Origin of the sequence: Planctomonas sp. JC2975 (genome assembly GCF_012985205.1) — a bacterium.
GTDB lineage: Bacteria > Actinomycetota > Actinomycetes > Actinomycetales > Microbacteriaceae > Humibacter.
Genome location: NZ_JABEKS010000003.1, coordinates 260,276 through 275,109 on the forward strand (window position 1 = coordinate 260,276; position 14,834 = coordinate 275,109).

Below are 14,834 nucleotides of genomic sequence, written 5' to 3' on the forward strand. Positions count from 1 at the left end.
GTGAGCAGACAGACGATTGCACTGGTGACCGGTGCGAACAAGGGAATCGGATACGAGATCGCAGCGGGTCTTGGAGCGCTCGGCTGGCGAATCGTTGTGGGCGCGCGTGATCCGCAACGTCGCGACGCCGCCGTGGAGAAACTGCGTGCCGCCGGGGTCGACGCGATCGGCGTGCCACTGGATGTGACCGACGACGCGAGCGTGGCCGCAGCCGCCGAACTGATCGACACGAATGCCGGAGGACTCGATGTCCTCGTGAACAACGCCGCTATCACCGGCGGCGTGCCGCAGACCCCGACGACGGCCGACCTCGCAACCGTGCGGACCGTTGTGGAGACGAACGTGATCGGGGTCATGCGAGTGACCAACGCGATGCTGCCGATGCTCCGCGCATCCGCCTCACCGCGAATCGTCAACATGTCCAGCAGCGTCGGCTCGCTCACTCTGCACACCACGCCCGGCATCGACATGGGTTCCGTGCCGACGACGTACCTGGCCTCGAAAACCTTCCTCAACGCCCTCACGATCCAATACGCCAAGGAACTCAGCGGCACCGACATCCTGATCAACTCCGGCTGCCCAGGATTCACCGCCACCGACCTCAACGGATTCAGCGGCACGCGCACGCCCCGACAGGGTGCGGCCATCGCGATTCGGCTGGCCACCCTTCCCGCCGACGGCCCGACCGGGGGATTCTTCGACGACGCCGGAACAGTGCCCTGGTGAGGCACCAGATCAATGGCCGGCTTTCCCGATCCGCAAACATGCACCGGTCTGCCCTGGAGGAGGGGCACGACAATGACAAAGGCAGTCAGGTACGACGAGTTCGGCGGAATCGACGTCTTGCGGCTGGACGAGATAGCCCGCCCCGTACCCCAAGACGGGCAGGTCCTCGTGGAGACCAGGGCGGCCGGCATCAACCCCGGTGAGGCCGCCATCCGAACCGGATCGATGGCCGACATCTTTCCCTCGACCTTTCCATCCGGGCAGGGCAGCGACGTTGCCGGAGTGGTGACAGAGGTCGGCCTCGGAGTCGACGAGTTCTCAGTCGGCGACGAAATCATCGGATTCTCCAATACCCGCAGCGCCCAGGCCGAACTGGTCGTCGTCGATGTCGACAACCTCACACCCAAGCCGCCCAGAGTCTCATGGGAGGTGGCAGGGAGCCTATACGTCGCGGGTTCAGCAGCATGGGGTGCGGTGCATTCCGTCCGACTCCGCAAAGGCGACACCGTCGTCGTCTCGGCGGCGGCCGGAGGAGTCGGCTCCCTCGTCGTCCAACTCGCCCGCCGAGCCGGAGCCACGGTCATCGGCCTGGCAGGCCGCAACAACCACGAGTGGCTACGAAGCCACGATGTCATCCCCGTCGAATACGGTGACGGCGTCATCGACCGGATCAGAGACGCCGCACCGAGCGGCATCGAGGCCTTCATCGACACCCACGGCGGCGGCTACGTCGAACTGGCCTTGGCTCTTGGCATCGACGCCGAGCGGATCGACACCATCGCCGACTTCTCGGCGGCCGCGAAGCACGGGGTCAAGACCGAACCAGGTCCCGACGCCGAGCCTGGCGCCCAGGTACTCGCCGAACTCGCCGCCCTGATCGCGGAGGGACACCTCGAAGTCCCGATCGCCAATGTCTACCCGCTGGCCCAGGTCCGACTGGCCTATGCCGAACTGGAACGCCGACACACCCACGGCAAGATCGTGCTCGTGCCATGAGGCGTTCCCGAACCAAGGCTCGTCCTCGACGGATGCTAGCCTTTCGTGTCCGTCTTCGACGTCACCCGAACCAAGCCCTCGACGACGCCGATCCGTTGCCGGAAACCGTCCCGGTTTCTTGCGTGATGACCTACCCCGCTGGGATGCGGAGAACGCGTTGAGACTGTCGCTCGTTCTCCGCCGCTGCCGACCGCACGACGATGTTGCCCGGGCCGGATAGCGAGAGTCGCGAGACGAATTCGAAGCGCAGAGCCTCACCGGGACCGATCGTCGTCGCTGGAGTGTCGATCTTGAGCCTTTGGCGATCGAGTTCCGTCAGGCCCTCGACGGAGAGATCGTAGGCAGTGCCCGTCCCCGTGTTGCGAAGCAGCCAGGAATCTGCACCGTCCGCTTCCACTGCCCAACGCACCTCGCTCTCCGCCAGTTCTGCGAACCCCACTGCGTTCGGCGCACCCGCGTCAGCAGCAGCGAAACTCGCCCGCTCCTGCGCGTCCTTGGACCGACGGTTGTTGATCAACGTGAGCCAGCCGAATATGACAGCAACCGCAACGGCAAGGATCGCCGCGGCCGCCGAGATCCACTGCGTGACCAAGCTCGCGGACTCGTATGGCGTCATAGACGTCAGGTTAGAGTCTTGGCCGGGCATGGGCTGACTGTTGTGGTCAGCCGGCCGCCGTCGTGGGTTCGTGCAGGCCATCGGTCTGCGAAGGTCCTCCCGCCGCTACGGTGGCTTCATGGATCCACTCACCGCTGTGCCGGGACACCGGTCTGCACTCGCTGCGGCGTCTGGATGGATGGGATGAACTACGGCCTGCTCGCCGACGAGTGGCCGCCCTAGGGATCGAGTTCCTCGCGATCGCGGTCTGAGGAGTCGAGGCCGAGGAACCGACGCATCAGAGGCCGGAGTCCCCGAGGGTCCAGGGATTCCATCCTAGGAAGACGGCGAGGCTTCAGCGTCCCGACAGCCTTCGGTTGTGGTTCGCGCAGCCAGTACCCGTACGTTCTTCGTACAACGACTTGGAAGGAGGATCGGTGCGGAAGTTGTTCGTCGGCGCGGTGGCGGCCATCGTGCTCGTCCTCGGCGGATGGCTGGCGGTCGTTCTCATCGCCGGCACCGTGCCCTCGGTGGCGGAGGCGCAGACGTGTCCCGCTGCTACCCCCGCAACGGTCGGCACCATCGTCGTTCCCCGGGGACCTGTCGCCGGATTCTGTCAGCCGCAGCTGATCATGGCCGCCCACATCATGAACGCCGGCCGCGACCAGGGGCTGGAGACGCGGACCCAGGAGATCGGTGTGATGACGGCGATCGGCGAGACCGGGCTGCGGAACCTCGACTACGGCGACGCCGCGGGTGCGGACAGTCGCGGCCTGTTCCAGCAACGGGACAACGGCGCATGGGGAACGCTCGCCGACCGGATGGATCCGTACACCGCCGCATCCAACTTCTTCAAGAAGCTCATCACCGTCGACGGCTGGCGGACGATGGATCCCAGCGACCTGGCGCACGCCGTGCAGGTGAACGCCGACTCCGGCTACTACTCGCAGTTCTGGACTCGGGCCCAGACCATCGTCACGGCTCTGGACGGCTGACCCGCGCCGCTCCTACGTGTACCGGCGCCCGCTGCGGACGACCGGGCCGGCCACCGCCTCCGGATCACTACCGGTGCATCCAGTCCTCCAACCAGGACAAAAGGAACGGCAGGGCGAACGCCCCCACGATGAGACCACCTGCGAGTTCGAGCGAATTCGCCGAATCCGTCCACACCATCAGGCGCCCCCTCGCCAGTCGATGCGCGTCAACACTGACGCGGCCCCACCGCTGTGGCCGGAGTGTGGCAAGTGAGGCCACCCCGCCCCACGCGCCCTGCCGTCCCCTCTGCAGTGCACCCGAGCGGAAGCGTACGGAGTCGATCTCCAGAAACCTCCCAGGATTCGATCGTCGCCGAAGAATCGGCCTCGTGGATGCACGGCCCCGACCAGACATCCCCACGGCAGCCGAAGGGCCGGGCGCCCTGGCGTGAACGTCCAGGATCCCGGCCCTTCGGGCGGCGCCGCCTCCTAGGGAAGCAGGCCCGGCGCCTGGGCGATGAACGTGTCGAGCACGCCGTCGGCCACCTTGACTTTGCCTTGCGGCCGAGTGGTGCCGGGGATGGTCGTGATCGCGCTCGCCTGGGATGCGAGCGCTGCTGCCCGATCGAAGTACGGCTGGCCGGCACCGTGCTGTCCTGCCTTCAGACCGGCCATGGTGTTCTGGAACGCCTGACCCCACAGTGTCAAGGCATCCAGCCACGGCTTGGTCTCCGCGAGGAACGCCTGGTCCTTCACACCGGCGCGGATCTGCGCCGGCGCCGCCGCGAGCTCGTCGGCGTGGGCGCTCAGGGCACGAAGCGCTGCCTGTCGCTGCGCCGGGTCACCGCTTGACCAACCCGCCTTGAACGCGGCGATCCGTGCAGCCAGAACCGGAGCCTGCGGTTGCCAGTTCGTCGTGCCGAAGGTCGGTGCGAGGTGCTCGACATCGACCAGCGCGAGGAGCGCATCCGCCGTCTTCTGGTCGCCGCCCGCCATGTACTGCGCTGCAGCATGCATGTTCTGATCCGGGTTGTACGCCTCGTCGTTCCAGGCGAACGACGCGCCACCGAAGAGGGCGAACTTGCTGGCTGCGGCTTGCTGCATCGGGTTGAGCACGATGCCGGCGAGCTGCGTGTGCAGTCCCGCTTCGCGATCCGCGTAAGGCGCCAGCAACAGTCGTCCGGTGGTCTGGCTGTAGTCGTCAACCGGATAGTTGTCCCAGAGGAAGACCTTGCGTCTCCACACATCCGATGCGGCCTGAGCGTCCGCCACGCTGATGGACGGAGGCACCACCGCAGTGCCGGTCCACTGCACGATGATCCGCGGGTCGAGCTGCTGGCGAAGGATGCTCTTGTACGGCGAGTCGGCCGTGTCGGAGTACTCCGTCGGCACCATCTCGAGCGGCGAGGTTCCAGCATGCTTGTCGAGGAAGTCGTGCTGAATGGTGTTCAGCAGGTCGGCCTGCGCCTGGCCGGCACTCGCCTGGCCCGGGTTGCCGTACTTCGTCTGGTCGGCCGTGCAGTTCCACTTCGTGTAGCTGATGTCGTCGAGCGAGATGTAGAAACTGCGACCGCCGATATCGTAGATCGACTGCAGCTTCGACTCCAGGGCGGCGATGTCGCTCGGGTCGCTGTAACAGATCGACAGTCCCGGAGCCAACGCGTACGTGAAGTGCACGTGGTGGGCTGTGGCCGATGTGATGAGCTGCTTCAGATCGGCGAGGTCTGCGGCGGGGTACGGATCGCGCCATTCGTCACGGAGGTACACGTCGTCCTTCGGCGTGTAGATGTAGGTGTTCGCCTTGACGTCGCCGTAGAACGCGAGCTGGTCGAGCCGGTCCGACTGCGACCAAGGCGCGCCGTAGAACCCCTCGATGGCTCCACGCAGAGGCATGCTGGGATAGTCGACGATGGTCGCGGCGGCGATGGTCTGCCTGCCGGGAGTGACGAGCTGGCGAAGGGTCTGCGCCGCGTAGTACACCCCGTCTCCGTCGTTCCCAGCGAGGACGACGCTCCCGCCATTGGCCCGAGCCTTGGAAGCCAGGGAGTATCCCTCGGCGGGGAGTGTGGACGGAACCGATCCGCCCGTGGATCGGAGCGCATCGGCGACGTCCTGGTCCTGGATCGACCCGACGACGACGGTCAGCGCGGTCCGGTGCGCGGCGAACGCACCTGCGCTGATGTCGGACTGCACGATGCTGCGCACGCCCGCCGCGGTCAAGGCGGCCTTGATGACGTCGATGGTCGAAGCATCGACCGACGACCCCGTCAGCACTTGCGCAGTGTGCGGCACGTGCAACGCCGCACCGGCTGCCGCGATCTGCTGCGGAGTGGGCGTGATCACCGGCAGGCCGCTCGACGTCGACGAGGCGGGAGCGGCGGCGGCGTGAGTCGCCGCGTTCGCCGGTGCGGAACTCAGCAATCCAGCACCGAGAACCGCCGCGGCGACGACGCCGACGACGGGTACGGAGATCTTCCTTGATGGGTGGGGCATGGCACCTCCAGGATGTGGACCAACGGAAAGAAGCGATTCGCATGCTGGCCCCAGACTCCTGGGTCTCGGTCTAGCTCCCCCGATGCCTAGACCAACATCTATACCGGTCTAGTACTCACAGCAAACCGAAATCAACTGTTTGGTCCATTCATCCTGATTCGCCAGGAAAATGGATCACCATCCCAGGTTCCCGCCATCCTAAATCGCTATAGTAATCGAGTGATTCTCATCCCTGCTTCCCCCGTGCGCGACTGCGAGAGCGGCCGTTGACCGCGCCTCCTGCCGGGTCGCCGAGATTCGGCGTCAACTACACGCCCTCACGCGACTGGATGCACTCGTGGCTCTCCCTGTCGGTCGATGACGTGCGACGCGACTTCTCCCAGATCGCGGAGCTGGGGCTCGATCACGTGCGGGTCTTCCCGCTCTGGCCCTTGCTTCAGCCGAACCGGACGTTGATCCGCGAACGGGCGCTGGACGACGTGCGAACGGTCGTCGACACGGCCGCCGAGTTCGGGCTGGACGCCAGTGTCGACGTGATCCAGGGACACCTCTCCAGCTTCGACTTCGTGCCATCGTGGCTGGCGACGTGGCACAACCGCAACATGTTCACCGATCCGGATGCCGTGGCCGCCCAGCTCGCACTCGTCTCGGCCCTTGGCGGCAGGCTGGCGGACGCCGGCAACTTCATCGGGCTCACTCTGGGAAACGAGGTGAACCAGTTCTCCGGCGCTCCGCATCCGTCTCCGTGGCCGATCGGCACGCCAGAGGCGGAAGCCTGGCTCACGGCGCTGCTCGGTGCGGCGGAGGCCGCGGCGCCCGGACGGCTCAACGTGCACGCGCCGTACGACGCCGTCTGGTACCTGGACGGGCATCCCTTCACGCCGACGCAGGCCAGCCGCATCGGTGACGCCTCCGTCGTGCACTCGTGGATCTTCAACGGCACAGCGCAGAAGTACGGCGGCCGCTCGGTGGCAGCGGATCGGCACGCCGAGTACCTGATCGAACTCGCCCGTGCCTTCGCGCCCGGTCCGCACCGACCCGTCTGGCTTCAGGAAGTGGGGGCGCCGTCGAACTGTCTCGAAGAGTCGGACATCCCGGGTTTCGTGGAAGCGACGCTGCGCTCGGCCGCGCGATGCCAGGATCTGTGGGGCATCACCTGGTGGTGCTCGCACGACGTCGACCGGCGTCTGGCGGACTTCCCCGACCTCGAGTATTCGCTGGGGCTGATCCGTTCCGATGGGTCGGTGAAGCCTTCGGGACGACGATTCAGCGAGGTCGCCGCAGAGCTGAGGAACGGCAGCGCCACCGCGACACGCTCGACGGGGATCGTCATCGACGTGGACGACGATGAACTGCCCGTCCGCCGTGCTGCGCTGTCTCCCCGTGGTGCGGTGTTCCAGACCTGGGTCGATCTGTGCACGGACGGCGTCGATCCTGCACTGGTCACGAGCAAGGACGCCGCCGATCCGGCAGCCCTCGCAGCACGCGGGATCACGTCGCTCGTGCGGCCGGATCCCGCGCGTGCCACCGACGAGGCGTATTCGTCGGCGAACACGGTCGTGGAGCCGTAGCCCTCACCGGGTCCATTCGGTACGACCCGGCTCGGGGTCGATTCAGGTCAGCTCGGGCCGGGGCGGCTCGGATCCGAACCCGCCCCCGGCCGCGCCGTGCTCTCGCGCACGCTGAGGCTCGGTACGGGGCCCCGCACGCCGGGAAGCGGCTCATCCGAGTCGAGTTGGGCGAGCAGAAGCGTCGCTGCCTTCTCGCCGAGGTCGAAGGTGTCCCTCGTCAGGCTGGTGATCGAGGGGTGCATCAGCTCGGAGATGATCGAGTCGTCGAACGCCGCGACCGAAACCTCACCCGGCACCCGAATGCCCATCTCCTGCGTGACCCGCATGCCTGCGACGGCCATGACTTCGTTGTCGTAGACGATCGCGGTCGGGCGGTCCGTCCTACTGAGCACGCGTCGCGTCGCCGCGGCCGCTGCTGCGGGAGCGAAATCGGTCGCGAAGGTCTCAACGGTGATCCCGCGGCCGGCCAACGACTCGAGCGTCGAAACGCGCATCCGGGTGTGCTGGAATTCGGCCGGGCCCGTCACGTAGGCGATGGCGCGATGCCCGAGCGCCGCCAGGTAGTCGAACAACTCGTGCCCGGCTTGGTCGTCGTCGATCCACACGCTGGTGTGCCCATCGGGCGCGAGCGGGGTGCTCCCGATCAGGACGACCGGCAACCCGAGGTCTTCGAGCAGAGTCAGCCGTGGATCGTCGTCGCGCGGGTCGAGAAGGATGACGCCATCCACCTGGTGGGAGCCGCTCCACGACCGGTAGGCACCGAGCTCGTCATCGAGGTCGTGCACGACCCGCAGGAGCATGGATGCGTTCACGGCGCTCAGCCCGGACTGGATGCCGGAGATCAGGTCGGCGAAGAACGCTTCGCTCCCGAGCGACCGCGCGGGCCGCTGCACGGCCAGACCGACGACGCCGAGCCTGGATCCGCTCAGCGCCCTGGCCGCCTGACTCGGCTGCCAGTTGTGCTCTCTCGCGACCGCGAGGATGCGCTCCCTGGTCTCCTTGCTCACACCTGGCCGGTCGTTGAGCGCGAATGACACCGCACCCGGTGAGACGCCGGCGATGCGAGCGATCTCGGCGATCGTCATGCGCTTGCGAACGGCCATCGGATGCCACACTCCTCAACGGCAGAAGTGGTTGCCTGCGCAATGCGCACCTGCTTCCACGAAGATACCTGCTGACCGATCAGGCGAGGTACAGGCGAAGCGGGGACATCGGCTCCCCGCTTCGCCTGTACCCGGATCTCACGCAGTGCTTCCGACCCGCAACCGCGTCACGACCATCGCAGCGCGACGGTCGACGGCGACGACTCAGTGCCGTCCGCGCTGATCGCGCTCACGCCGATGAGGGTGGTGGCCGCGGCTCCAGCCCTCTCCAGGCCGTCGATGTAGGCGCAGTCGCCGTTGACCCGGGCGAGCCAGCTGCGCGCGCTGCCGGACAGGCTGTACACGTCGTAGTACCAGGCATCCGGCACGGCGTTCCAGGTCAGGCGCACCTGGGCGCTCTCGGAGACGATGGCACTCGCCTCGATGCGCAGGCCCCTGGGCGCACCGACGTGCTGAGGGCCGCCGGCGTACGCGCGGATCTCGCCGATCGCGTAGTCCACGTCGGCCGCCTGCGCCGCATCCGCTCTGATGACGCCCAGGGAGATAGACGTGATGGTGCCGCTCGAGTCGCGAGCGAGGCGACCGATGTCTGCCGTCGCCGTGCGCCAGCCCGAGCGGCCGAGCGGCCGGTCGTGCGTCGGGACATCCGCGAGCTGAAGCCCAAGGGCGGAGAGGCCCTTCGTGGAGTTCGCGATCGGAATCCAGGTGATCGTGGCGCCGTTCCCGTCGAACGTCAGACCGAGCAGGAGCGTGGCAGGTGCCGAGCCCGTTCGGTACGTGACGTCGATCTCCGGAGCCCGCCCGTGAACGTCGAGCGGCAGGTGCGTCTTGTACAACCGGAAGCCCTCCCCCTGCGCCGAGTCGAGGGTTCCCGAGAGCTTCAGCGATGAGCCACCGTCGTAGGCGATCGAGTCGTCGAATCGCGCCGCGAGCGAGCCGCTTGCTCCCGAATCGCCGATGGGCACGTTCCACCACTGCCAGGTCGGCAGGATGTCCTGCGCACCGATGTTGAACCACGGCGCATCGCTTACCTCGAGGCCGTCGGCGAAGAACGTGCCGCCGACTCCCGTGTTGAAGCGGGTCACGAACGGATACTCGCCGATGACCGACCGTTCTGCGATGAAGTCCGAGACACCGCAGGTCTGGGCTGCCGGGGATCCGGCGGCCGCCGGGTTGCCGGAGGCGCCGGACCAGAAGACCGACTCGCGCTGATAGACGCTCGCTGCGACATCCGCCAGAGACGTGGGATCGCTCGCCTTCGCGCGGCCGGTGAGGACCATCTGGTGCTCAGGATCGAACAGGGCGAGCGAAGCGACGGGTGCCGCACTGCCATCCGTCGGCACGACCAGGGGCGCGTGGACATTGAGCCCCGTGTTGTAGTTCGACGCGCTTCCCTCCATCTCGATCCCGAAGAAGACGGACTCGAATTCGTCGATTCCGAGCGTTTTCGCGTATGCGGTGCTCTGGTTCACCTGCGACGTGCTCCACCAGTAATTCAGGAAGATGGAGTCGCAGTCCCCGAACGCAGGGTCGATCCACGGCGCGTTCGCCGAGTCCAGCTGGTTCTGGTACGAGAGGCTGCCGGACGTCGTCAGCCCGTCGTACCACTGCAGGTCGAAGTGCGAGAGCTTCAGCTTCGCCGCGTACTGCTTGGCATAGCGGCAGAAGGCCGCGAGCTTGGCCACCTGATCGGTACTCGCCGACTGCTCGATGTTGAAGAAGTATCCGTCGAATCCGAAGTACTCTGCCGCCTCGACAAGGCGCTCGGCGACCGTGAAGTGGCCGTTCGCATCCTGAATCAGGATGTCGTGCGCGCTGTCTCCCGCCGCCGAATTCATGATCGGATGATCGATCACGCCGTACGAGAGCGCCCCGTTGCGGTGCGCCACATCGATGTACGCCGGATTCGGGATCAGCGGAACGGGCTCGTACCACGCGGACCACGCCGCCTGGATGTCGGTGAAGGCGTGCACGCGGGGGATGTGGACGTCCTGGCTGCGTCCGTACGGGAAGTACTGGAACTCGGCAGCGACGTCGTCGTGCTCGGCGGCGACGGTGTACTGACCGCCGCCGACGGAGTAGCGGTCCTGATCGCTGAGGAGGGGCTTGTAGTACTGGCAATAAGTCGCCAGTTTCGGCGTCGTGCTGAGGGCGGGCTGCGCTTGCAGAGCACTGGTGAGCGGGATTCTCTGCCGAATCGGAACGGCGGACTTGAAGTACTTCGCATCGCCGTCGGCGGCCGGATTCCACGCGATGAACGCGTCGACCGCGTCGCTGGACTGCAGCGTCCACGCAGGGAACCCCTGCGCGGAGCCGGGTGCCCTGGGGATCCCCGAGGCTGCGGCCGACGGCGCTGCGGCCCCGGTTCTCCCGACGGGCCCGAAGGCCGGTGAGGCGCTGGCGACCGCGGGAACGGCGAGCGCCGCCGCAACGCCTCCCACGGCGCCCCCGAGCAGGGACCGCCGGGTCACGCCGGAACTGATGGACGACTTTCGGTCTGCCATGGCGACAGCACCTCCACTATGAGATGGGACGATCGGCTCGTTCAGCGGCGGCAGAGCTTGAATTCCCGTGAAGACCGGGGTTCCGTGCCTGATCCGATCCGACACTCCGACCGCTCGCGGCGAGCCCGAAACTATATCGCTTTAGTTCAGTTCGCAGACTAGCGCCGCCTGAAACGCGGCCGCAAGCGTCGGTTCGGATGGATCGAGGCACTAAAGGTCTATAGCGCTGGGATCGGATCGACGGCGATCGACGCACGTGCATCCGAAACGGTCGACATCGACGTGCTCTCGACGACCACGGCGACGAGCCGCGGGCGCGCCGATCCAACACGAAACGCTTTCGAACCTTCCGTTGGAGCGCCAGAGGCGGATGATCGAGACATCCGCCTCACAAGGGCGCACCACGGTAGTAAGCCGCACCGACAAGGAGCTCAGCATGACCGCCACGTACTCACTCAGCGATGAAGAGAAGGAATTCGCGCACATGGTGCGCCAATTCGCCGACGACGTCGTCGCGCCGAAGGCCTACGAGGCCGACCGCACGAAGACGCTTCCTCTCGACGTCGTACGGCAGATGGGGGAACTGGGCTTGTTCGGCCTCCCGTTCCCCGAGGAGTACGGCGGGCAAGGCGGAGACTACTTCGCGCTCTGCCTCGCGATCGAAGCCCTCGCACGAGTCGACCAGTCCATCGCCATCACACTCGAGGCCGGCATCGGGCTCGGCGCGATGCCCGTCTTCCTCTTCGGCACCGAGGAGCAGAAGCAGGAGCTGCTGCCCGAACTCCTCGCCGGCCACGCGCTCGCCGGTTTCGGTCTCACCGAGCCGGGGGCCGGATCCGACGCTGGCGCGACTCGCACCACCGCACGCTTGCAGGACGGCGAATGGGTGCTGAACGGCGCGAAGCAGTTCATCACCAACTCGGGGACCGCCATCACCCGGTTCGTGACCATCACGGCGGTCACCGGCGAAACGGATGGACGCAAGGAGATCTCGACGATCATCGTGCCCAACGGCACCCCGGGTTTCACCGTGGAGCCTGGCTACGACAAGGTCGGCTGGCACGCATCCGACACGCATCCGCTGACATTCGTGGACGCGCGCGTGCCGGAGGCGAACCTGCTCGGGCAGCGCGGTCGCGGGTACGCGAACTTCCTCCACATCCTCGACGAGGGGCGCATCGCCATCGCGGCCCTGTCGACCGGTGCAGCAGAAGGCTGCCTGGAAGCCGCTGTCGACTACGCCAAGACGAGGCTCGTGTTCGGCGAGCCCCTCGCTTCCCGACAGAACACGCAGTTCGTCCTCGCCCGCATGCACCTGCGCGTGCACAACGCGCGGCTCGCCTGGCACTACGCCGCCCGACTGAGGGATGCAGGCCAATCGTTCAAGACCGCGGCGGCCATCGCGAAGCTCACGGCCAGCGACGCCGCCATGGACAACGCTCGCGACGCGACCCAGATCTTCGGCGGCAACGGGTTCATGAACGAGTACCCGGTCGCACGTCACTTCAGGGACTCGAAGATCCTCGAGATCGGTGAGGGGACCAACGAGGTCCAGTTGCTCGTCATCGCGCGAGCCCTGGGCATCGCGTAGGCAGCGCCGGCGAGATGCCCGGCCGAGGGTCGCCTCTGCACCGGCCAGGGCGGCCATGCGTGCGACCCCGAACCGGATCGTACGGACGGCCTCTGGGCCGCTACCGTGGGGAGACAATTCCTGAGGAGGCCCGATGACGAAGCGCGCCAGCATGAGCGATGTCGCTCGCGCGGCAGGCGTCTCCCTGACGACGGCTTCGCGCGCGCTAGGAGGCGTCGGGCGGGTCTCACCGGAAACCCGCGCCAAGGTCATCGAGACGGCCGAGCGCCTCCAGTTCCAGCCCGACATGATCGCACGATCGTTCGTCACCGGCCGCAGCTTCATCGTCGGTGTGCTTGCCGAAGCCGCGTCCGGTCGATTCAGCATGCCACTCCTTCTCGGAGCGACCGATTACCTCGGTCGCGAGAACATCGCGGCCGTGACGCTCGATGCACAAGGTCGCCCGCGCATGCTGACCGAGTACCTGAAGCGACTCCGTTCGCGCCGCATCGACGGCGTGCTGGTGGTCGGAGACGACCCCAACCGTGCAAGCCTGGTCCTCTCCGAAGACTTCTCGGTTCCCGTCGTCTTCGCCTCGTCTTCCGCGACACCCGAGACGGACTTCGTCGTGGCTCCGGACAACCGCGGGGCCGGGCGAGCCGCCGCGGAGCATCTGATCGGCCTCGGCCGACGCTCGATCGCGCACGTCACGGCGGCCGTGCACGAGCCAGCGGTGGACGCCCGCGCGGCAGGCTTCGCGGAGGGGATGGCGGCTGCCGGGATGTCGACCGCGCTGGGCGGGCCCCTCTACGGCAGTTACAAGCAGCGTTGGGGCACCGACGCCGCTGAACGCATCATCGCAAGCGGCGAACCAGTAGATGCCATCTTTGCGGCCAACGACGAGATCGCCATCGGCCTGTTCGCGACGTTCCACCGGCACGGCATCCGCGTTCCCGACGACATCGCGATAGTCGGATACGACAACCGGCTCGCCGGCGTCGATCGTCCCGACCACCCTCTGACCACCTTCGACCCTGAGCTCGGTGCGGTGGGTGCGCGTGCTGCGGAACGCCTGCTGGCGGCCATCGCCGGGGACAGCGAGCCCGGGGTGGAGTACGTGCAGCCCCGGTTCATCGAGGGCCGGTCGACCGTCGGCCCGACGATCGACCCGTACGACGTGCTCTGACGGCGGGTGCGTCCTGCGGAGGGTGCCGAGCCTGCTCGGTGGCGTCCGCTCTGGAGTCAGCGACGGACGACAGTCGAGCATCGGGATGCGGGCAGTCGTCACCCCACCGAGCTGCGGGCGGGGCGGAACGTCGCGACACCGACGGTCGTGTCGCACTGCCCGTAATAGGCGAGCCAGGCGTCGCGGAACCAGACCAGTCCTTCGACGAAGGTCACATTCGGGGACAAACCGCCCCTGTCTTCCTTCGCGGTCGGCTCGAGCCAGGGCTCCAGCAACGCGGCAACGGGCACGGTGGGCCGGGCGGGATCGAACAGCACCTGTCCGCTCGAGTAGTAGAATCCGCCCTCCGGGGGATGGATGGCGCTGTTGTGCACGAGCAAGATGTGGCCGGTCCGCGTGATCAGCGGCTGCGGTCCGGTCTCGACCAGGCCGCCCATGAACGTGCCGGGTCGCGGGACGAGCACCGGCTCCGAATCGGCGACCCGCCAGTGCAACAGGTCTTCGGACTCCGCGAGATAGACGTTGCCCTCCCCGACGTACATGAGATAGCGGCCGTCGATAGGAGTCTCGAGGATGACACCGCCTTTGCTCCACTCGTCGACCGGCGGCTGTCGCCTGCCGCCGAACGTGTCGAGCCCGGGCAGGATCGGGCCGTGCTTGGTCCAGGTGCGCAGGTCGGTCGAGGTCGCCAGGCACAGGCGCGCCGTCGTCCGATCCCAACCGGTGTACGTGAGGTAGAACGTCTCGTCGATCATCACGACCCGCGGATCCTCACAGCCGAAGCGCTCGTACGCATGCTCGGGCACGAGCACCGGCTCCGCATCCCGCTCGAAGTTCAGACCGTCGTCGCTCTGCGCGTAACCGATCGATGAGACGAGGTCGTCTGAGTGCGCCCGATAGAGCAACACGACCTGGTCGTCGCGCACGATCGCTGCCGGGTTGTAGACGTTGGTGGACTCCCACGCGCGCGGCCCCGGCCGAAGGACCGGGTTGGCCGACGAGGGGGTGAACGGTCCGAACGGATAGTCGATGGGTGGATGGGTGGCAGACCTGGTCGGGTCGAGGGACGGGGTGGTGTCGCGGGCGGTCATGTGTCCTTCCGGATGTGATGGTGCG

The 14,834-nt window shown here is 67.0% G+C and carries 11 protein-coding genes; 6 read left to right on the forward strand and 5 right to left on the reverse strand.

The annotated features are described in order from the left end of the window. Positions 1 to 726 (forward strand): SDR family oxidoreductase, encoded by a 726-nt coding sequence (locus HII28_RS17305; RefSeq protein WP_170027087.1) that lies wholly within the window; start codon positions 1 to 3, stop codon positions 724 to 726. A gap of 72 nt (positions 727 to 798) precedes the next feature. Then, complete coding sequence (locus tag HII28_RS17310) at positions 799 to 1,722, forward strand: NADP-dependent oxidoreductase (protein ID WP_170027088.1); 924 nt, start codon at positions 799 to 801, stop codon at positions 1,720 to 1,722. A gap of 130 nt (positions 1,723 to 1,852) precedes the next feature. Here HII28_RS17310 and HII28_RS17315 read toward each other — a convergent pair whose 3' ends face one another. Further along, positions 1,853 to 2,338, reverse strand: coding sequence for a hypothetical protein (locus HII28_RS17315; protein ID WP_170027089.1), 486 nt, complete (start codon positions 2,336 to 2,338; stop codon positions 1,853 to 1,855). A gap of 416 nt (positions 2,339 to 2,754) precedes the next feature. Here HII28_RS17315 and HII28_RS17320 point away from each other — a divergent pair, with 416 nt between their 5' ends. Further along, positions 2,755 to 3,312 carry a hypothetical protein gene (locus HII28_RS17320; protein WP_170027090.1) on the forward strand — a complete coding sequence of 186 codons (558 nt, stop codon included), beginning with the start codon at positions 2,755 to 2,757 and terminating at the stop codon, positions 3,310 to 3,312. Positions 3,313 to 3,780: 468 nt separating this feature from the next. On the opposite strand, the gene HII28_RS17325 is transcribed toward HII28_RS17320, so the two are convergent. After that, positions 3,781 to 5,784, reverse strand: a complete 2,004-nt coding sequence (locus HII28_RS17325; protein WP_170027091.1) for a beta-N-acetylglucosaminidase domain-containing protein — start codon at positions 5,782 to 5,784, stop codon at positions 3,781 to 3,783. A 266-nt stretch (positions 5,785 to 6,050) separates the two neighbouring features. On the opposite strand from HII28_RS17325, the gene HII28_RS17330 reads away from it, so the two are divergent. Next, positions 6,051 to 7,355: a glycosyl hydrolase gene (locus HII28_RS17330; RefSeq protein ID WP_240978338.1), complete on the forward strand. Its 1,305-nt coding sequence runs from the start codon at positions 6,051 to 6,053 to the stop codon at positions 7,353 to 7,355. Positions 7,356 to 7,402: 47 nt separating this feature from the next. On the opposite strand, the gene HII28_RS17335 is transcribed toward HII28_RS17330, so the two are convergent. Then, positions 7,403 to 8,458: a LacI family DNA-binding transcriptional regulator gene (locus tag HII28_RS17335; RefSeq protein WP_170027092.1), complete on the reverse strand. Its 1,056-nt coding sequence runs from the start codon at positions 8,456 to 8,458 to the stop codon at positions 7,403 to 7,405. Positions 8,459 to 8,625: 167 nt separating this feature from the next. Beyond that, positions 8,626 to 10,962 carry a hypothetical protein gene (locus HII28_RS17340; RefSeq protein ID WP_170027093.1) on the reverse strand — a complete coding sequence of 779 codons (2,337 nt, stop codon included), beginning with the start codon at positions 10,960 to 10,962 and terminating at the stop codon, positions 8,626 to 8,628. Between the two features lie 436 nt (positions 10,963 to 11,398). On the opposite strand from HII28_RS17340, the gene HII28_RS17345 reads away from it, so the two are divergent. Next, positions 11,399 to 12,553, forward strand: a complete 1,155-nt coding sequence (locus HII28_RS17345; protein WP_170027094.1) for an acyl-CoA dehydrogenase family protein — start codon at positions 11,399 to 11,401, stop codon at positions 12,551 to 12,553. A gap of 133 nt (positions 12,554 to 12,686) precedes the next feature. Beyond that, positions 12,687 to 13,718, forward strand: a complete 1,032-nt coding sequence (locus HII28_RS17350; protein ID WP_170027095.1) for a LacI family DNA-binding transcriptional regulator — start codon at positions 12,687 to 12,689, stop codon at positions 13,716 to 13,718. Positions 13,719 to 13,816: 98 nt separating this feature from the next. On the opposite strand, the gene HII28_RS17355 is transcribed toward HII28_RS17350, so the two are convergent. Continuing rightward, the gene (locus HII28_RS17355; protein WP_170027096.1) at positions 13,817 to 14,809 is read right to left on the reverse strand and encodes a glycoside hydrolase family 130 protein; all 993 of its coding nucleotides are present in this window, start codon (positions 14,807 to 14,809) and stop codon (positions 13,817 to 13,819) included. Positions 14,810 to 14,834 lie beyond the last annotated feature (25 nt).